This window comes from Streptomyces sp. NPDC003284, assembly GCF_053589675.1.
This window is the reverse complement of sequence record NZ_JBSFSI010000019.1, coordinates 25842-43296: the sequence shown is the minus strand read 5'-3', so window position 1 is coordinate 43296 and position 17455 is coordinate 25842. Positions and strand designations below refer to the sequence as shown.

Annotated in this window: 17 protein-coding genes; 12 read left to right on the top strand and 5 right to left on the bottom strand. The window is 72.3% G+C overall.

Features of this window, described 5'->3' with window-relative positions:
- Positions 1-150 precede the first annotated feature (150 nt).
- Positions 151-1551 (bottom strand): MFS transporter, encoded by a 1401-nt coding sequence (locus ACWDYF_RS30250; protein ID WP_389470889.1) that lies wholly within the window; start codon positions 1549-1551, stop codon positions 151-153.
- Between the two features lie 143 nt (positions 1552-1694).
- Between ACWDYF_RS30250 and ACWDYF_RS30245 the strand changes: the two genes are divergently transcribed.
- The 5 genes from ACWDYF_RS30245 (at position 1695) to ACWDYF_RS30225 (ending at position 5450) form a co-directional block, all read left to right on the top strand.
- Positions 1695-2657, top strand: a complete 963-nt coding sequence (locus ACWDYF_RS30245) for a LysR family transcriptional regulator (RefSeq protein WP_389470995.1) — start codon at positions 1695-1697, stop codon at positions 2655-2657.
- A gap of 95 nt (positions 2658-2752) precedes the next feature.
- Positions 2753-3094: a YnfA family protein gene (locus tag ACWDYF_RS30240; RefSeq protein WP_037887565.1), complete on the top strand. Its 342-nt coding sequence runs from the start codon at positions 2753-2755 to the stop codon at positions 3092-3094.
- 49 nt (positions 3095-3143) lie between these two features.
- Positions 3144-3920, top strand: coding sequence for an SDR family NAD(P)-dependent oxidoreductase (locus ACWDYF_RS30235; protein ID WP_381736815.1), 777 nt, complete (start codon positions 3144-3146; stop codon positions 3918-3920).
- Entirely contained in the window at positions 3920-4141 is a 222-nt protein-coding gene (locus ACWDYF_RS30230) for a hypothetical protein (protein ID WP_389470893.1), read from the top strand. The genes ACWDYF_RS30235 and ACWDYF_RS30230 overlap by 1 nt, the downstream gene beginning before the upstream one ends.
- Before the next feature lie 43 nt (positions 4142-4184).
- Positions 4185-5450, top strand: a complete 1266-nt coding sequence (locus tag ACWDYF_RS30225) for a GNAT family N-acetyltransferase (protein ID WP_389470896.1) — start codon at positions 4185-4187, stop codon at positions 5448-5450.
- A 27-nt stretch (positions 5451-5477) separates the two neighbouring features.
- Here ACWDYF_RS30225 and ACWDYF_RS30220 read toward each other — a convergent pair whose 3' ends face one another.
- Positions 5478-6671: an RtcB family protein gene (locus tag ACWDYF_RS30220; protein ID WP_389470899.1), complete on the bottom strand. Its 1194-nt coding sequence runs from the start codon at positions 6669-6671 to the stop codon at positions 5478-5480.
- Between the two features lie 206 nt (positions 6672-6877).
- On the opposite strand from ACWDYF_RS30220, the gene ACWDYF_RS30215 reads away from it, so the two are divergent.
- From ACWDYF_RS30215 to ACWDYF_RS30205, 3 genes are all read left to right on the top strand, one after another.
- Positions 6878-7747: a DUF3558 domain-containing protein gene (locus ACWDYF_RS30215; RefSeq protein ID WP_381736820.1), complete on the top strand. Its 870-nt coding sequence runs from the start codon at positions 6878-6880 to the stop codon at positions 7745-7747.
- 145 nt (positions 7748-7892) lie between these two features.
- Positions 7893-8843 (top strand): DUF3558 domain-containing protein, encoded by a 951-nt coding sequence (locus tag ACWDYF_RS30210; RefSeq protein ID WP_389470903.1) that lies wholly within the window; start codon positions 7893-7895, stop codon positions 8841-8843.
- A gap of 136 nt (positions 8844-8979) precedes the next feature.
- Entirely contained in the window at positions 8980-10278 is a 1299-nt protein-coding gene (locus ACWDYF_RS30205) for a DUF2637 domain-containing protein (RefSeq protein WP_389470906.1), read from the top strand.
- A gap of 95 nt (positions 10279-10373) precedes the next feature.
- Here the strand turns inward: ACWDYF_RS30205 and lysS are convergent, their stop codons facing one another.
- Positions 10374-12116 carry a lysine--tRNA ligase gene (lysS, locus tag ACWDYF_RS30200; RefSeq protein WP_381736821.1) on the bottom strand — a complete coding sequence of 581 codons (1743 nt, stop codon included), beginning with the start codon at positions 12114-12116 and terminating at the stop codon, positions 10374-10376.
- Between the two features lie 237 nt (positions 12117-12353).
- On the opposite strand from lysS, the gene argS reads away from it, so the two are divergent.
- Positions 12354-14117: an arginine--tRNA ligase gene (gene argS, locus ACWDYF_RS30195; RefSeq protein ID WP_389470910.1), complete on the top strand. Its 1764-nt coding sequence runs from the start codon at positions 12354-12356 to the stop codon at positions 14115-14117.
- A gap of 1 nt (position 14118) precedes the next feature.
- On the opposite strand, the gene ACWDYF_RS30190 is transcribed toward argS, so the two are convergent.
- Entirely contained in the window at positions 14119-14526 is a 408-nt protein-coding gene (locus ACWDYF_RS30190; RefSeq protein WP_018568204.1) for an ATP-binding protein, read from the bottom strand.
- Positions 14527-14638: 112 nt separating this feature from the next.
- Between ACWDYF_RS30190 and ACWDYF_RS30185 the strand changes: the two genes are divergently transcribed.
- The 3 genes from ACWDYF_RS30185 to ACWDYF_RS30175 are packed head-to-tail and all read left to right on the top strand — an operon-like array spanning position 14639 to position 16514.
- Complete coding sequence (locus ACWDYF_RS30185) at positions 14639-15466, top strand: helix-turn-helix domain-containing protein (protein WP_389470914.1); 828 nt, start codon at positions 14639-14641, stop codon at positions 15464-15466.
- Positions 15463-15702, top strand: coding sequence for a DUF397 domain-containing protein (locus tag ACWDYF_RS30180; RefSeq protein ID WP_389470917.1), 240 nt, complete (start codon positions 15463-15465; stop codon positions 15700-15702). Before ACWDYF_RS30185 ends, ACWDYF_RS30180 begins: the two co-directional genes overlap by 4 nt.
- A 35-nt stretch (positions 15703-15737) precedes the next feature.
- A complete protein-coding gene (locus ACWDYF_RS30175) occupies positions 15738-16514 on the top strand; it encodes a DUF4253 domain-containing protein (RefSeq protein WP_381736825.1) in 777 nt (258 codons plus the stop codon).
- Positions 16515-16532: 18 nt separating this feature from the next.
- On the opposite strand, the gene ACWDYF_RS30170 is transcribed toward ACWDYF_RS30175, so the two are convergent.
- A complete protein-coding gene (locus tag ACWDYF_RS30170; protein ID WP_389470920.1) occupies positions 16533-17435 on the bottom strand; it encodes an SAM-dependent methyltransferase in 903 nt (300 codons plus the stop codon).
- Positions 17436-17455: the final 20 nt, after the last annotated feature.

Here is a 17455-nt window from a genome sequence, read left to right as displayed (position 1 = left end):
GTCGCTCACCCTCCAGGTTGTTGACCGTTCAACTATACCTGGTGAACGGTCCCCCACCCGGAGGTATTCCGCACCCGCGCCGCACCCCTCCCTTCACGGCCCTCGACCCCACGGCCCCTCGACCCCTCGGCGGCTCGGCGGCTCGGCGGCTCAGGCCGCCCCGGTCCCGGCCGCCAGCGCCTCCCCCTCCGGCCCGCGCCCCCGCTCCTCCCCGCCCCCGGCGTCATCCCCGTCCCCGTCCCCTTCCTGGTCCCCGTCCCCGTCCTTCGTCCGCCACGGCAGCAGCACCGGCGTCACGAACAGCAGCAGCCCGGCCAGACCGATCGCGGCACGCGTCCCGGTGAACACCGCCAGCAGTCCCCACAGCGCGGTCACCGCCGCCGTGGTCAGCTTGCCGCTCGCCGACCAGGCCGCGAGCGTGCGGGCCACCCGGTCCGACGGGGTCAGCTCCAGCCGGTAGGCGCTGTACACCGGGTTGAACACCCCGCACAGGGTGATCAGCACCGCCTCGACCACCATCACCACCGCCAGTCCCGGCACCCCGGGCCGTACGAACACCAGGCCCACCGGCCAGCACACCCTGAGCGCCCCCGTGGCGAGCAGCACCCGGCGCCGCCCGTACCGCCTCACCAGCGGGCCCGCCAGCCGCGAGCCGAGCAGCCCGCCCAGACAGGGCACGGCGAAGGCGAGGCCGTACTGCCACGGCGCGAACCCCAGCGGGCCCAGCATCAGCACCGCCAGCAGCGGCGCCGCCGCCATGATCAGCGCGTTGGTCAGCAGCGTGTTGAGGAACAGCGGCCGCAGCACCGGATGCGTCAGCACGAACCGCCAGCCGTCGAGCAGGTCGGCCGCCCGCAGCCGCCCCGGCGCGCGCCCCTCCGCGCCTTCCGCGCCCTCCGTGCGCACGGGACGCGGACGCGGGGCCGCCTCCGTACCGCCGATCGCGCGCACCCCCAGCGCCGAGAGCAGATAGCTCGCCGCGTCGGCCACCACCGTCACCACCGGCCCGAACACCCCGACCAGGAACCCCCCGGCCGGCGGCCCCAGCACCGACGCCGTCCACATCGTCGACTCGAACCGGCTGCTCGCCGCCAGCAGGTCCGTCTTCGGCACCAGCGCCTTCAGATACGCCCCGCTCGCCGCGCCGAACGCGATGTCCGCCGCCGCGACCAGCACCGACACCACCAGCAGCTGGACGAACCCGAGCACGCCGCACGCGTAGGCGACCGGCACGGTCAGCAGCGCCGCGCAGCGCGCCAGATCGGTGGCGATCATCACCGGCCGCTTGCGCCGGAACTCCACCCACGGCCCGAACGGCACCGCCAGCACCGCGCCCACCGCCGGACCGGCCGCCGCCAGCACCGACACCTCGGCCGGCCCGGCGTGCAGCACCAGCACCGCGATCAGCGCGAACGCGTCGAACGCCAGCCACGTACCGAACGTGCTCGCCGCGTACGCCGCCCACAGCCACCCGAACCGCCGCCCCAGCCCCGGCCGCCGCCACCCCCGCGGCCCCCGCTGTCGCTCCCGTCGCTCCCGGTCACGCCCCACGCGCACTCTCCTCCCGCCGCCGACCGGCCGCCCATCCAAGCCCCCGCCCGTCCCGCCCGGCAAACAACCGCCGGGGCACTGCGGCCACAACCGGCGGTTGTGGCACCACGGTGGCAGTAGGGTCGGCCGACGTGGACCCGGACCTGGACCTCACCGCCGTACGCACCTTCGTCGCCGTCGCCGACGCGGGCCGCTTCCAGGACGCCGCCACCGATCTGGCCGTCACCCAGCAGGCCGTCTCCAAGCGGGTGGCCGCCCTGGAGAAGGCCCTCGGCACCCGGCTGTTCACCCGCACCGCGCGCGGCGCCCGGCTCACCGTCGACGGCCAGGCGTTCCTGCCGCACGCCCGCGAACTCCTGCGCGCCGCCGAACGCGCCGCCGCCTCCGTACGCCCCGGCCGGCGCGCGCTGCGCGTGGACGTCATCGGCCGCAAGCTCGCCCCCTCCGGGCTGCTGCGCGACTTCCTGCGCGCCCACCCGGACACCGCGCTCGACGTGGTCACCCTCTACGACGCCGACGCGGCGATGGCCGCGCTTCGCGCCGGGACCGTGGACGCCTCGTTCCGCGCCGTCCTCCAGCCCGGCCGGAACCTGCCCGACGACATCGCGGCCGTCCCCGTCCTGGACGAGCCCCTGCACCTGCTCACCGGCCCGGCCCACCCCTTCGCCGACGCCCGCGCCGTCCGCCCCGCCGACCTCGCCGGGCACCCGATCTGGATGCCCGAGCTGGGCAGCGGCACCGAGTGGGCCGCCTACTACACCGACCTCGCCGCCGCCTTCGGCCTCACCATCGACGTGATCGGACCCCACTTCGGCACCGAGCCGCTGCCCGACGTCCTGGCCGAGTCCCCCACCCTGACCACCTTCGTCGGCGAACTCACCCGCGTGCTCTGGCCCGCCGACTACGACCTGCGCCGCATCCCGCTGCGCCACCCGGTCCCGGCGTACCCGCACTGCCTCCTGCACCACCGCGACAACCCGCACCCCGCCCTCGCCGCCCTGCGCGACCACCTCCTGCGCGCCGCCCGCACCCGGCGCACCCCCGGCGAGATCTGGACCCCGCCCTGGGCCCGCCGCACCACCCCGGCCACCCCGGCCACCCCCTGACGGACCCGCCGCACCACCCGGCCGCCCTGCCTCTGCCCCTGACCGGCCCGGCCGCCCCGCGAAGCCCCCCGCGACCGCCGTGAAAAGCTGCCCCCATGCCGCTGATCCTCCGCTCCGCCGCCCTCTTCGTCGTCGCCGCGCTCTTCGAGATCGGCGGCGCCTGGCTGGTCTGGCAGGGCGTGCGCGAACACCGCGGCTGGCTCTGGGCGGCCGGCGGTGTGCTCGCGCTCGGCGCGTACGGCTTCGTCGCCACCTTCCAGCCCGACGCGCACTTCGGCCGCATCCTCGCCGCCTACGGCGGGATCTTCGTGGCCGGATCCATCCTGTGGGGCGTCGTCGCGGACGGCTACCGCCCCGACCGCTGGGACCTCGCGGGCGCCGCGGTCTGCCTGGCCGGAATGGCGCTGATCATGTGGGCCCCGAGGAACGGCGGCTGAGGTTCGCCTACGCTGGGCTGAGCCGAGCGCACGAACCGAGGAGCAGCCCATGGCCACCGCCGCACCGTCCGCCGCCTCCCGCATCGCCGTGGTCACCGGTGCGAGCAGCGGTATCGGCGCCGCCACGGCCCGGCAGCTCGCCGCCGCGGGCCACCGCGTGGTGCTGACCGCCCGCCGCAAGGACCGCATCGAGGCGCTGGCCGAGGAGATCACCGCGGCCGGCCACTCCGCCACCGCCTACCAGCTCGACGTCACCGACCGGGCCGCCGTCGACGAGTTCGCGAGCGCCTTCCGCACCATCGGCGTCCTGGTGAACAACGCGGGCGGCGCGCTCGGCGCCGACCCGGTCGCCACCGGCGACCCCGCCCAGTGGCGCGCGATGTACGAGACCAACGTCATCGGCACCCTCAACATCACCCAGGCCCTGCTGCCCAAGCTCGCCGCGAGCGGCGACGGCACGGTGGTCGTCGTCTCCTCCACGGCCGGCCTCGGCACCTACGAGGGCGGCGCCGGGTACGTCGCCGCCAAGCACGGCGAGCACGTCCTCGCCGAGACGCTGCGCCTGGAGATCGTCGGCGAGCCGGTCCGGGTCGTCGAGGTCGCGCCGGGCATGGTCCGCACCGAGGAGTTCGCGCTGACCCGCTTCGGCGGCGACACCGAGAAGGCCGCCAAGGTCTACGAGGGCGTCGCCGAGCCGCTGACCGCCGACGACGTCGCGGACACCATCACCTGGGCGGTGACCCGCCCCAGCCATGTCAACATCGACCTCCTGGTCGTGCGCCCGCGCGCCCAGGCGTCGAACACCAAGGTGCACCGGGAGCGGTGATGACGATGACGACGCCCCAGAACGCCTCCGGTCCGGACACCCCCGGACCGGGCCCCGCCCCCCAGGGCCTGCCCGCCCGGGAGCGGACCGCCGCCGAGCAGCGGCGTCTGGCGGAGGAGAAGAAGCGCGAGCGCTACGTCTGGTACTACCTCGGCTACTTCCTCTTCGGCATCCACGTGGTGGCGTTCGTCATGATCTACGCGGTCCGCCACGCCAAGTGAGGCCCCGCGCGGCCGTGTCGACCCCGCCGTAGGGTGACCGACCGTGGACAGACACATACGCTTCGACGCCCTGCGCAACGTCCGTGACCTCGGCGGGTACACCACCGAGGACGGCCTGCGGGTCCGCCCGCGCCTGCTCTACCGCGCCGACGGCCTCGGCAAGCTGGACCGCGCCGCCCCGGACTGGGACCGCTTCCTCGCCCTGGGGATCGGCACCGTGATCGACCTGCGCCACGGCTGGGAGGTCGAACGCCAGGGCCGGGTACCGGAGCACCCCTCCTTCACGTACCACAACCTCAGCATCGAGCACCGCCCCTACGACCAGCCCGCGCTGGGCCCCGAGGTGGACCCGGGCCCGTATCTGGCCGAGCGCTACCTGGAGGTGGCCGAGGACGGCGCCAAGGAGATCCGCGCCGCCCTGGAGCTGATCCGCGACGCGGCCGTCTCCGGCACCCCGCTGGTCTTCCACTGCGCCTCCGGCAAGGACCGCACGGGCGAACTGGCCGCGCTGGTGCTGACCCTGCTCGGCGTCCCCGAGCCCACCGTCGTCGAGGACTTCTCCCTCACCGAGCTGGCCACCCCGATGCTGCTGGCCGACTGGCGGGCCCGCAACGGCGGACGCACCCCGCGCTGGCCCGGCTACGGCCGCGCCCCCGCCGCGGTGATGCGCCTGTTCCTGGCCGCCCTGAGGCAGAAGTACGGCTCCGTCCAGGCGTACGTCACCGACGCCCTCGAACTCGACGCGTCCGCGCTCGCCGCCACCCTGCGCGCCCACCTCCTGGAGCCCGCCCCCGCCGCCCGGCCGCCGCTGGCCTTCCGCCGCGCCGTCCCCGCCGACGCGCCGCTGCTGGTCCGGCTGCGCGACAGCGCCGCCCTGTGGCAGCTGGCCCGCGGCATCGACCAGTGGAAGCCGGGCGAGAAGGACGAGGCCCACTTCCGCACCCGGATGCGGGAGGGCGAGGTCTGGCTCGCGTACGCGGGCGAGCACCTGGCCGGCGCCTGGGAACTGTGGTGGGACGACCCCGACGCCTGGGGCCCCCGCCCCGCCGACGCCGGTTACATCCACCGCCTGATGACCGCCCCGCACACCGCCCCGCCCGGCACCGGCCGCCGCCTCCTCGCCGAGGCCGAGTCCCGCATCACCGCCACCGGCCGCCCCTACGCCCGCCTCGACTGCCTCACCACCAACCCCCGTCTGCGCACCTACTACGAGACGGCCGGCTACACAGCCACCGGCGAACACCCCACCAAACCGAACACCACCGGCACCCCGTACGCGGTGACCCTGCTGGAGAAGCGGCTCATATAACCCACCAGGGCGGACCCCCGGCCCTGCTCAGCCCTTCACGCAGACCACCTGCTTGAGCCGCGCCACCACCTCGACGAGGTCCCGCTGCTGGTCGATGACCTGCTCGATGGGCTTGTAGGCACCCGGGATCTCGTCGACCACACCGGAGTCCTTGCGGCACTCCACGCCCCGCGTCTGCTCCTCCAGGTCCTTCGTGGAGAAGCGGCGCTTGGCGGCGTTGCGGCTCATCCGCCGCCCGGCGCCGTGCGAGGCGGAGTTGAAGGACTTCTCGTTGCCGAGGCCCTTCACGATGTACGAGCCGGTGCCCATCGAGCCGGGGATGATGCCGTAGTCGCCGGAGCCCGCGCGGATCGCGCCCTTGCGGGTGACCAGCAGGTCCATGCCGTCGTAGCGTTCCTCCGCCACGTAGTTGTGGTGGCAGGAGATCTCCTGCTCGAAGACCGGCTTCGCCTTCTTGAACTCCTTGCGGACGACGTCCTTCAGCAGCGCCATCATGAGCGTGCGGTTGTGCTTGGCGTACTCCTGCGCCCAGAACAGGTCGTTGCGGTAGGCGGCCATCTGCGGGGTGTCCGCGACGAACACCGCCAGGTCGCGGTCGACCAAGCCCTGGTTGTGCGGGAGCTTCTGCGCGATGCCGATGTGGTGCTCGGCCAGTTCCTTGCCGATGTTCCGCGAACCGGAGTGAAGCATCAGCCAGACAGAACCGGTCGTATCTGTGCAAACCTCCACAAAATGATTGCCGCTTCCGAGCGTTCCCATCTGCTTCGTCGCCCGTTCCTGACGGAATCTGACCGCTTCGGCCACGCCGTCGAACCGTCCCCAGAAGCGGCCCCAGCCCGCCGTGGCCAGGCCGTGGAAGGCGTGCGGGCCGACGGGGTCGTCGTGCATGCCGCGGCCGACCGGGATGGCCTGTTCGATCTTGGAGCGCAGGCGGGAGAGGTCGCCGGGCAGGTCGTTGGCGGTGAGGGACGTCTTCACCGCGGACATGCCGCAGCCGATGTCCACGCCGACCGCCGCCGGGCAGACCGCGCCGCGCATGGCGATGACGGAGCCGACGGTCGCGCCCTTGCCGTAGTGCACGTCGGGCATGACGGCCAGGCCCTTGATCCAGGGCAGGGTGGCGACGTTCTGGAGCTGGCGCAGCGCCACGTCCTCGACCGAGGCGGGGTCGGTCCACAGACGTATGGGTACCTTCGCGCCCGGTATTTCCACGTACGACATAGCGTCCTCATTCCCCCGGTATACGTACAGAAGTCTCAGAAGTGGCGAATCGCAATACCGGCGCCAAGGTCGACGAAACAGGACATCGGACCGGCGTCCACGGCAGTGCGTGCGATACACATTGTCTCCAGGAGACGCCCCCGCCCGGCAAGCGATTAACCACCGGGCGGCCCGGGTGACCGACCCCCGTCGAGAGGAGCCTGACCGTGCTGCGGAAGGCGTACGTATCCGGCGCCGCCGCGTTGTTCGCGGCGCTGTTGCTGGCCGGCTGCTCCGGCGGCTCGTCGGACGGCGGCCGGGCGGACAACGCCAACCCGGACGGTCCGGGACCCGCGACGGCGGCGGCCCAGCCGGGCAGGTACCGCACGCTCCCGGAGGCCTGCCGCGCGGTCGGCCACAGCACCCTCGACACGCTGCTGCCCGGCATCCAGCAGCTCACCGACCCGGAGCAGCGCGAGAAGGCGTACGACGGCGAGGCCACGCTCACCTACGACACGGACCGCAAGGTCGGCTGCCGCTGGAAGGTGGACTCCGCCGAGGCCACCGACCATCTGCACATCGACTTCGAGCGGGTCGTCTCCTACGACAACGCGGTGAGCGACGACAGCCAGGCCGAGGCGGTCTTCGCCACCCGGCAGAGCGCCGCGGACCTGCCCGCCCCGCTCACCCCGTCCGGCGGCTCGCCGTCGCAGTCCGGGTCCTCCGCGTCGCAGTCCGCCTCCCGGTCCCCCTCGCCGTCCGGCGGCACTACCGGCGGGGCGCCCTCCTCCCACGCCACCGGCGGCCCCTCCGCACCTTCGTCCACGGCCTCCGCCCCGGTGACCGACCCCGCCGAGATCCAGCCCCGCACCCTCGACGACCTCGGCGACGAGGCGTTCCTCGACGACGCGCTCAGCAGCTCCGGTTCGACGGTCAAACAGCGGACGGTGACTGTGGTGTTCCGCACGTCGAACGTGATCGTGACCATCGAGTACGAGGAGCAGCCGGCCGGTGTCGGCGCGGTCCCGGACAGCAAGGAAATGCAGGACAGGGCCCGGAATCTGGCGGCGCAGCTCGCGGATTCGCTGGGCGGCTGACGTCCGCGGCACGGCACTTGGCGCGGTGCCGGGATGCGCGGGAAGACGGACCACACCGCTGACCGATTGCGTACGGTGGCCCCCGGACCTGATCAGACCGTGATCCGAAACGCAGGGAACCACGAGCGTCATGAGTGAAGGAACCATGCAGCGAGCAGCTCAGCGAGAACAGCGTGACCGGCGTGACCAGCGGGAGGGGCGTGCCGCGGGGGCACCGCGGCTGCGCCGTGCCGTCGTGTGCGCGACCGCGCTGCCGGTGCTGCTGCTGACGGCGGCCGCCTGTTCGTCCTCCTCGGACTCCGGTTCGGACGACGCGTCCGGCACGGCGAAGGCGTCGGCCTCGGGCGGCGCGTCGGCGTCGGCGTCGGCGAGCCCGTCGCCGACCGTGCGGGCCGCGGTCTACGGGAAGCTGCCGGACGCGTGCAAGGTGCTCGCGAAGAAGACGCTGGGCGATCTGGTGCCCAAGGGCGAGAAGTCCGCGAAGGCGGGGGCCTCCAGCGATGTGGCCACGCGGGCGAGCTGCTCGTGGAACGGGCTGACGAACAACGGCGTGAAGGGCTCCCAGTACCGCTGGCTGAACGTCTCGCTGCTGCGTTTCGAGTCGGACACGGCGCGCGGTTCGGGCGAGGCGCAGGCGCGCGAGTACTACGGCAAGCAGGTGCGGGACGCGCAGAACGTGGCGGACGCGCAGAAGACGAAGTCGGAGCCGGTGTCCGGGGCGGGCGACGAGGCGACGGCGGTGCGCTACGACCTGAAGAAGAAGGAAGGCGCCTTCAAGCAGCAGACGGTCGTGGCCCGGGTGGAGAACGTGGTGGTCACGCTCGACTACAACGGCGCCGGTCTGGCCGGTGACAAGGCGCCGGACGCGGACGACCTGACGAAGGACGCGGTGCGGGCCGCCAAGGAGGCGGTGGCCTCGGTGAAGTCGGCGAACGGCGCCGGTGGCGGGGGTTCCGCGGACGGTTCGGGCGCGCCCTCGGCCTCCGGTGAGGCATCGGGGAAGGAGTCCGGGAAGGCGTCCGCCCCGGCCTCCGGTTCCGCCTCGGAGTCGGCGACGACGTCGCCCTCGGAGTCGGCGTCGAAGTCCGCCCGGTAACCGTCCGCGCGCGGCCGGGCGGAGCGGACCGCCGGATCCGGCCATCCGTTCCCCGCACGGATGTGCCACTCTGTTGCGCGCAACAGGAGGCAAGGGGAGGGGAGTACGAGTGGCCGCGCCATTGCAGCTGACTCGGATGCACCGGGTACTGATCGGCGTGGTCGTGGCCGGCGCCGTGATCATCGCCGGTATCGGTTTCGCGGGTTCGTACGCGGCCGTGCGCGAGCTGGCCATCAAGAAGGGCTTCGGGGACTTCAGTTATGTGTTCCCGATAGGCATCGACGCGGGCATCTGTGTGCTGCTCGCCCTGGATCTGCTGCTGACATGGATCCGGATTCCCTTCCCGCTGCTGCGTCAGACGGCGTGGGTGCTGACGGCGGCGACGATCGCGTTCAACGGCGCGGCGGCGTGGCCGGATCCGCTGGGTGTCGGGATGCACGCGGTGATCCCGGTGCTGTTCGTGGTGGCGGTGGAGGCGGCGCGGCACGCCGTGGGCCGGATCGCGGACATCACGGCCGACAAGCACATGGAGGGGGTCCGCCTCACCCGCTGGCTGCTGTCGCCGCTGCCGACGTTCCTGCTGTGGCGCCGGATGAAGCTGTGGGAGCTGCGCTCCTACGAGCAGGTGATCAAGCTGGAGCAGGAGCGGCTGGTCTACCAGGCGCGGCTGCGTTCGCGCTTCGGCCGGGCCTGGCGCCGCAAGGCTCCGGTGGAGTCGCTGATGCCGCTGCGGCTCGCCCGCTACGGCGTGCCGCTGGCGGAGACGGCCCCGGCGGGTCTGGCGGCGGCGGGCATCGAGCCCGCGCTGCTGCCGCCGGTGCCCGCGGCGCAGACGGCGGTGGCCGCCGAGGCGCAGCGGGCGGCGGTGCCGGGCGGCGGGCAGCCGCGCGCGCTGGTGGCCGAGCGCGGCCCGGAGCCGGAGCAGCAGGCGTATGTGCCGGACCCGGCGGAGAGCCCGTGGTTCCAGGCGCCGCGGCAGGTCGACTACCACGGCGGGTACGACCCGACGTACGAGCCGGAGCCGTCGTACGGCCCGGAGCCGCCGTACGACGAGTGGTACGAGGAGCAGCACCCCGACCAGCCGGACCAGCAGGCGCCCCGACAGTCCGCACCCCAGCAGCCCGCTCCCCGGCAGTCCGCACCTCAGCAGCCGTCCCCCGAGGACACGGGCGGCTTCCCCGTCCCCGCGGGCCCCAACCGCACCCGTGAGCTGGGCGACGGCGGCGCCGCGCCGGAGCAGGCGCCGGACGAGGAGGGCCTGTACCAGGTGTTCCGGTACTCGATCGAGGGCGAGGGCATGCCGACGCCCGGCACCTTCGCCGCGAACGTCGAGGCGGCGTACGGGGTGCGCCTCCAGTCCCGCGAGCTGAACCAGTACATGGACCGCTTCACGGCCCGTCTCAACGACGAGCTGATGGAGGAGCACATCGCGTAGCCGCGCACGCGCCGGACGAGCGGACAACGGGAAGGGGGCCCTCCAGGCGGAGGGCCCCCTTCCCGTGCGTTCCCTTACGGCGTCCCGCGGAGCGCCTACGCGCCGAGCAGCGTCCGCACCCGCTCCTGGCCCACCGCCAGCAGCAGCGTGGGCAGGCGCGGGCCGGTGTCGCGGCCGACGAGCAGGTGGTAGAGGAGCGCGAAGAACGTCCGCTGGGCGGTCTTGATCTCCGGCGGCAGCTCCTTGGGCGTGGCGTCGGCGGAGAACCCGGCCTGGACCTTGGGCACGCCGTAGACCAGGTGGGTGAGGCCGTCCAGCGACCAGTGCTCGGCGAGGCCGTCCAGCAGGAGCCGCACGGACTGCCGGGACGGCTCGTCCAGCGACTTCAGCAGGTCGGTGTCGGGCTCGGCGCGGACGATGGTGCGCTGGTCGGCGGGGACGTGGGTGTTGATCCACGCCTCGGCCTTGTCGTAGCGCGGGCGGGCCTCGTCCAGCGAGGACAGCGGGTCGGACGGGTCCAGCTCGCTGAGGATGCGCAGCGCCTGGTCCTGGTGGCCGGCGGTGATGTCGGCGACCGAGGCGAGGGTGCGGTACGGCAGCGGGCGGGCCGTCCTCGGCAGCTCGCCGGAGGCGGTGCCGACCGCGCGGCTGTACGCGGCGACGTCACCGGGCAGCGCGGAGCCGTCGGCGACCTTGCCCGCCAGCTTGTCCCACTCGTCGTACAGCCGCTGGATCTCCTGGTCGAAGGCGATCTTGAAGGACTGGTTGGGGCGGCGGCGGGCGTACAGCCAGCGCAGCAGCTGCGGCTCCATGATCTGGAGCGCGTCGCCGGGCGTGGGCACACCGCCCTTGGACGAGGACATCTTGGCCATGCCGGAGATGCCGACGAAGGCGTACATCGGGCCGATGGGCTGCTTGCCGTCGAAGATGCCGACGATCTGCCCGCCGACCTGGAAGGACGAGCCGGGCGAGGAGTGGTCGACGCCGGACGGCTCGAAGATCACGCCCTCGTACGCCCAGCGCATCGGCCAGTCGACCTTCCAGACCAGCTTGCCGCGGTTGAACTCGCTGAGCCGGACGGTCTCCGAGAAGGCGCACGCCGTGCAGGTGTACGTCAGCTCGGTGGAGTCGTCGTCGTAGGCGGTGACGGTGGTGAGGTCCTTCTCGCAGTTGCCGCAGTACGGCTTGTACGGGAAGTATCCGGCGGAGCCGGAGCTGCCGTCGTCCTCGGCGGCGGCGCCCGAGCCCTCGGCGGCCTCCAGCTCGGCCTCGTCGGCCGGCTTCTGCTGCTTCTTGCCGCCGGTCTTCGGCCTGGTGCGGTACTGGGCGAGGATCGCGTCGATGTCGGCGCGGTGCCGCATGGCGTGCAGGACCTGCTCGCGGTAGACCCCGGAGGTGTACTGCGCGGTCTGGCTGATCCCGTCGAACTCCACGCCCAGCTCGGCGAGCGAGGCGACCATGGCGGCCCTGAAGTGCTCGGCCCAGTTCGGGTGGGCGGAGCCCGCGGGCGCGGGGACGGAGGTCAGCGGCTTGCCGATGTGCTCGGCCCACGACTCGTCGACGCCGGGGACGCCCGCCGGGACCTTGCGGTAGCGGTCGTAGTCGTCCCAGGAGATCAGGTGCCGGACCTGGTGGCCGCGGCGGCGGATCTCGTCGGCGACCAGGTGCGGGGTCATGACCTCGCGCAGGTTGCCCAGGTGGATGGGGCCGGACGGGGACAGGCCGGAGGCGACGACCACGGGTTTGCCAGGGGCCCGGCGCTCCGACTCCTCGATGACCTCATCCGCGAAACGGGAGACCCAGTCGGTGGTCTCGGTGCTCTGAGCCACGATCGGCACGTCCTCTTTCCTGAAGTTTCCTGGAGTTTCCGGAAGCTCTCCGTGGGCCGCCCACGCGGTCGCACGGCTGACCGTCCCATTCTCCCAGGCCGGGCGGCATCCACGAAAACGCCTTTCCACGGCGTTGGACGGAGGGACGCGCCCCGGGGTTGACCGGGCGGACGGAAAATTCGGTTTACCCCCCGTGGGATACTGAGCGGGACTCATTATCCCCAGACGAGAACGGCACCCATTCCTATGGCCTCGGTCACGTCCCTCACCGCCTCCGTCCACCAGCGTCTCGCGAACGCGCTCTCGGCCGCCCTGCCGGAGGCCGCCGCCGCGGACCCGCTGCTGCGACGAAGCGACCGGGCCGACTTCCAGGCCAACGGGATCCTGGCGCTGGCCAAGAAGGCCAAGGCGAACCCGCGCGAGCTGGCGGCGCAGGTCGTGGAGCGGGTGGTCACCGGTGACGTGATCGGGGACATCGAGGTCTCCGGCCCCGGCTTCCTCAACATCACGGTCACCGACAAGGCGATCATCGAGAACCTGTCCGCGCGGGTCACCGACCCGGCGGCCCGGCTCGGCGTGCCGCACGCCGACCACCCGGGCACCACGGTCATCGACTACGCCCAGCCGAACGTCGCCAAGGAGATGCACGTCGGCCATCTGCGCTCGGCGGTCATCGGCGACGCGGTCGTCCAGCTCCTGGAGTTCACCGGGGAGACCGTGGTGCGCCGCCACCACATCGGTGACTGGGGCACCCAGTTCGGCATGCTCATCCAGTATCTGGACGAGCACCCGCACGAGCTGGACCACCGGGCCGGAGAGGTGAGCGGCGAGGAGGCGATGTCCAACCTCGACCGCCTCTACAAGGCCGCGCGCAGGAAGTTCGACTCCGACGAGGAGTTCAAGACGCGCGCCCGGCGCCGGGTGGTCGACCTCCAGGCCGGTGACCCGCACACGCTCGCCATGTGGCAGAAGTTCGTCGACGAGTCGAAGATCTACTTCTTCTCCGTCTTCGAGAAGCTGGACATGGAGATCCGGGACGCGGACATCGTCGGCGAGTCCGGGTACAACGACATGCTGGCCGAGACCTGCCGCCTCCTGGAGGAGTCGGGCGTCGCGGTCCGCTCCGAGGGCGCGCTGTGCGTCTTCTTCGACGACATCCTGGGCCCCGACGGCAACAAGGTCCCGCTGATCGTCCAGAAGTCGGACGGCGGCTACGGCTACGCGGCCACCGACCTGTCCGCGATCCGCGACCGCGTCTTCAGCCTGAAGGCCGACACCCTGCTGTACGTGGTGGACGCACGGCAGTCCCTGCACTTCAAGATGGTCTTCGAGACCGCGCGCCGGGCGGGCTGGCTGGGCGCGGACGTCAAGGCCCGGCAGCTCGCCTTCGGCACGGTCCTCGGCAAGGACGGCAAGCCGTTCAAGACCCGTGAGGGCGAGACGGTGCGCCTGGTCGACCTGCTGGACGAGGCGATCGACCGCGCCTCGGCGGTCGTGCGCGAGAAGGCGCGGGACCTGTCCGAGCAGGAGATCGCCGAGCGCGGTGCCCAGGTGGGCATCGGCGCGGTGAAGTACGCGGACCTGTCGACCTCGGCGAGCCGGGACTACAAGTTCGACCTGGACCAGATGGTCTCGCTCAACGGCGACACGTCGGTCTACCTCCAGTACGCGTACGCCCGGACCCAGTCCATCCAGCGCAAGGCGGGCGAGGTCCGTCCGGTGGCCCACCCCGAGCTGGAGCTGTCCCCGGCCGAGCGGGCGCTCGGGCTGCACGCGGACCAGTTCGCGGAGACGGTCGCGGAGGCCGCCGCCGAGTACGCCCCGCACAAGCTCACGGCGTACCTCTACCAGCTCGCGTCCCTGTTCACCACGTTCTACGACAAGTGCCCGGTCCTGAAGGCCGAGACGCCGGAGCAGGTGGAGAACCGCCTCTTCCTGACCGACGCCACCGGCCGCACGCTCCGGCAGGGCATGGCCCTGCTGGGCATCCAGGCGCCCGAACGGCTCTGAGTCACCGAGCGAACTCGGCCCACACCACCTTGCCCGGGTTCCGCTCCCCCACGCCCCACTTGTCACTGAGGGCGGACACGAGCAGCAGCCCGCGTCCGCCCTCGGCCGCGTCCGGGGGCCCCTCCGGGATGCGCGGCACCCCGTCACCGCTGTCGTGCACCTCGACGCGTACGACGGCGCCGTCGTAGCGCACCCGCAGGAGAAAGCCACGGCCCGGCGGTACGCCGTGCAGCAGCGCGTTGGTGGCCAGCTCGCTGGTGCACAGGGCCACGTCCTCGGCCCGCGTCCACTCGGCCAGCCCCCAGAACCGCAGCGCCCACTCGGCCAGCCGCCGGGCGGCCGGCACGGACCGGCGGTCACGACGGTAGAACTGGTCGCGCTGGTAGGGGAGTTCGGTTGACTGAATCACGGGACGAATGTCGCGCAGAGTCACTACGCTGGATCAGTGAGTGAACCCGTACGCGTAATCTGTACGGGTCGGCAAGGGTCACCACGAGCGGGGCGTGGGGAGTTGGACCGGCATGAGCACCAAGAAGCAGCCACGGAAGAAGAACTTCTCGACGCTGAAGATGCTGGGCGCGCAGGTGCAGGCCGCGAGGAAAGCGGCCGGTTTCACGCAGCGCGTGCTGGCGGAACGGCTGATGGTGGACGAGGAGACCGTCGCCTCGATCGAGCAGGGCAGACGACCGCTGATGCCGGATGTCGCGGAGGCGATGGACGTACTCCTCGACACCAAGGGGATGCTGGCGGCCGGGGTGGACAAGCTGCCGGAGATCGACCAGTTCCCGATGTACGCCGAGCAGTACATGGTCCATGAGCGGGAAGCGGTCTCGCTCTCCTGGTACGACAACGCGGTACTGCCCGGTCTGCTCCAGACGGAGCCGTACGCTCGTGCCGTACTGTGCGAGCGGGTGCCCGCGTACGACGAGGACGAACTGGCGACGAAGGTCGCGGGACGCATCGGCCGCCAGGAGATCCTCCAGCGCAAGTGTCCGCCGACGATGAGCTTCGTCATCTGGGAGCCGGTGCTGCACCTCCGCGTGGGAGGGGACCGCGTCCGCCGCGAGCAACTGCGCCGCCTGCGCGAGTACGCCGAACGGCCGGGTATGTCCTTGCAGTTCCTGCCCATGCGAACATCCGGGCACGCGGGAATGGCAGGCCCCTTCATCCTCTTGGAGACACCGGACCATCACCACCTGGCCTACACCGAAGGCCAACGCGGTAGCCAGTGGGTTGCCGCCCCCGACGAGGTGTCCATCCTGGCGCGCAAGTATGCGATGCTGCGGTCACAGGCCATGACTCCCGGGGAGTCGAAGGGTCTGCTCGACCGTCTGCTAGGAGATCAATGAGCGCCTCACTTGAGTGGTTCAAATCGAGCTACAGCAGCGACGAGGGCGGCGCGTGCCTTGAAGCCGCCTACACCTGGCGGAAGTCCAGCCACAGCGGCAGCGAAGGCGGGCAGTGCCTCGAAGTCGCCGCCTGCCCCCACACCATCCACATCCGTGACTCGAAGAACACGGACGACGCGCCCACCCTCCGTGTCTCACCGGCGACTTGGGAAGCGTTCACCGACTCGGTCAGGTGAGGGGATTGTCAGTGGCTGCGCTTACAGTCACTGGCATGGCGACTCTTCCGAATCCGCTGCCCAAGCTCGCCGCCGATCCGAGCGGGCGTTCTCTCGGGCTGCAACTGCCGCCCGGGAGCCTGATCGACGCGACGGACGACGGTCCGTGGCGCGAACCGCTGATGTGGTGCGCCGGGCGCGCCGTGGCGCCCGGCAACTGGGCGGCGCTGGGCGGGCCCGCCGCCCGGGTGGGCCTGCTGCCGGTGCTGCTGGATCTGAACGGCGGTCAGGGCGGCCCGGAGGACTGGGAGCTGATGCCCGGCGAGACGTCGTATCCGGGTGACCATGACGCCGAGGACGTGCTCGCGGAGTGCTGGCCGGAGTGGGCGGTGGAGCGGGCGGGCGAGTGGCCGGGGCTGGCCGAGCCGCTGTCGCTGACGGCGGCGCCGGACGTCCGGGCGGCGGAGCTGGCGGACGCGCTCGCGGAGGGGCGGCCCTGGCTGAAGGACCCGCATCTGGCGCTGGTGCCCGCGCGGCGCAGCGCGGACATACCGGCGGCGATCGGCTGGAGCGGCCCGGTGAACCACGAGGAGGACGTGGCCCGGCTGTGCGCGGTGCTCCGCTCGTGGGAGGACCGCTTCGGCATACGGGTCGTGGCGCTGGGCTTCGACCACCTCACCGTGTCCGTGGCCGCGCCGCCCGCCACCCCCGCCGAGGCGGAGGCGGTGGCGGCGGAGCACTTCGCGTTCTGCCCGGACAGCGTGGAGGAGGGGCTCGACGCGTACGCGCGGACGCTGACGGGCGGCCGGTCCTGGCACTTCTGGTGGGACTGAGCGCGACGGCGGCGCGGGCTACGGCTTGACGCCGAGTGCCGCGTACACGTTGATGTCGGCGTCGGTGACGTCACCGATGGCGCGGTAGCGGACCTTCTCGATGTCGTCGAGGGTGTCGAGGTAGGCCGCGTCGGGCTGTTCGGGGACGGGCGCGGCGTGGTCGGGGCGCCAGTGGTGGACGGGGACCACACCGGGCGCGGCCGTCTCCAGGCCGTTGTCCGTGAGGAAGCGGGCGACGTCCGCGCGGGAGCGCAGCACGAAGGTGAAGCCGCGCGCGGTGTAGGCGCGCTGCACCGCGCGGACGTTCTCCGGGTTGAGGTCGTCGGTGAGGTGGCTGAGGACCAGCCGGCTCCCGGCGGGCAGCGCGTCCAGCAGCTCGCGGACGATCGGGTACGCCTCCTCGTCCGCGACGAAGTGCAGGATCGCGACCAGGCAGAGGGCGATCGGCCGGCCGAAGTCGAGGGTCCGCGCGGCCTGTTCGAGGATGTGGGCGGGGTCGCGGAGGTCGGCGTCGATGTAGTCGGTGCGGCCCTCGGGCCCGGAGGTGAGCAGCGCGCGGGCGTGCGCGAGGACGACGGGGTCGTTGTCGACGTACACCACCCGTGCGCCGGGGTCGGTCCGCTGGGCGATCTGGTGGACGTTCTCGGCGGTCGGCAGGCCGGTGCCGATGTCGAGGAACTGGCGGATGCCGTCCTCGGCGGCGAGCGTGGTCACGGCCCGGCGCAGGAAGTCGCGGTTGTGCCGGACGTCGAGGTAGCCGCGCGGGTTGGCGGCGAGTCCGGCGGCGGCCGCGGCGAGATCGGCCGGGTAGTGGTCCTTGCCGCCCAGGAAGACGTCGTAGACGCGCGCCGGATGGGCCCTGGTGGTGTCGATCCGGCCCCGGATCTCGGCGGGGTCCTGGCTGAGGGCGTCACCGGGCACGTCGTTCCTCCTGGGATGCG

Excerpts from the sequence above, each read along its gene's own strand:
- ACWDYF_RS30240 (WP_037887565.1), top strand. The coding sequence starts at position 2,753 with ATGCCGCTGATCCTCCGCTCCGCCGCCCTCTTCGTCGTCGCCGCGCTC.
- ACWDYF_RS30235 (WP_381736815.1), top strand. The coding sequence starts at position 3,144 with ATGGCCACCGCCGCACCGTCCGCCGCCTCCCGCATCGCCGTGGTCACC.
- ACWDYF_RS30230 (WP_389470893.1), top strand. The coding sequence starts at position 3,920 with ATGACGATGACGACGCCCCAGAACGCCTCCGGTCCGGACACCCCCGGA.
- ACWDYF_RS30220 (WP_389470899.1), bottom strand. The coding sequence starts at position 6,671 with ATGTCGTACGTGGAAATACCGGGCGCGAAGGTACCCATACGTCTGTGG.
- ACWDYF_RS30210 (WP_389470903.1), top strand. The coding sequence starts at position 7,893 with ATGCAGCGAGCAGCTCAGCGAGAACAGCGTGACCGGCGTGACCAGCGG.
- ACWDYF_RS30205 (WP_389470906.1), top strand. The coding sequence starts at position 8,980 with ATGCACCGGGTACTGATCGGCGTGGTCGTGGCCGGCGCCGTGATCATC.
- argS (WP_389470910.1), top strand. The coding sequence starts at position 12,354 with ATGGCCTCGGTCACGTCCCTCACCGCCTCCGTCCACCAGCGTCTCGCG.
- ACWDYF_RS30185 (WP_389470914.1), top strand. The coding sequence starts at position 14,639 with ATGAGCACCAAGAAGCAGCCACGGAAGAAGAACTTCTCGACGCTGAAG.
- ACWDYF_RS30180 (WP_389470917.1), top strand. The coding sequence starts at position 15,463 with ATGAGCGCCTCACTTGAGTGGTTCAAATCGAGCTACAGCAGCGACGAG.
- ACWDYF_RS30175 (WP_381736825.1), top strand. The coding sequence starts at position 15,738 with ATGGCGACTCTTCCGAATCCGCTGCCCAAGCTCGCCGCCGATCCGAGC.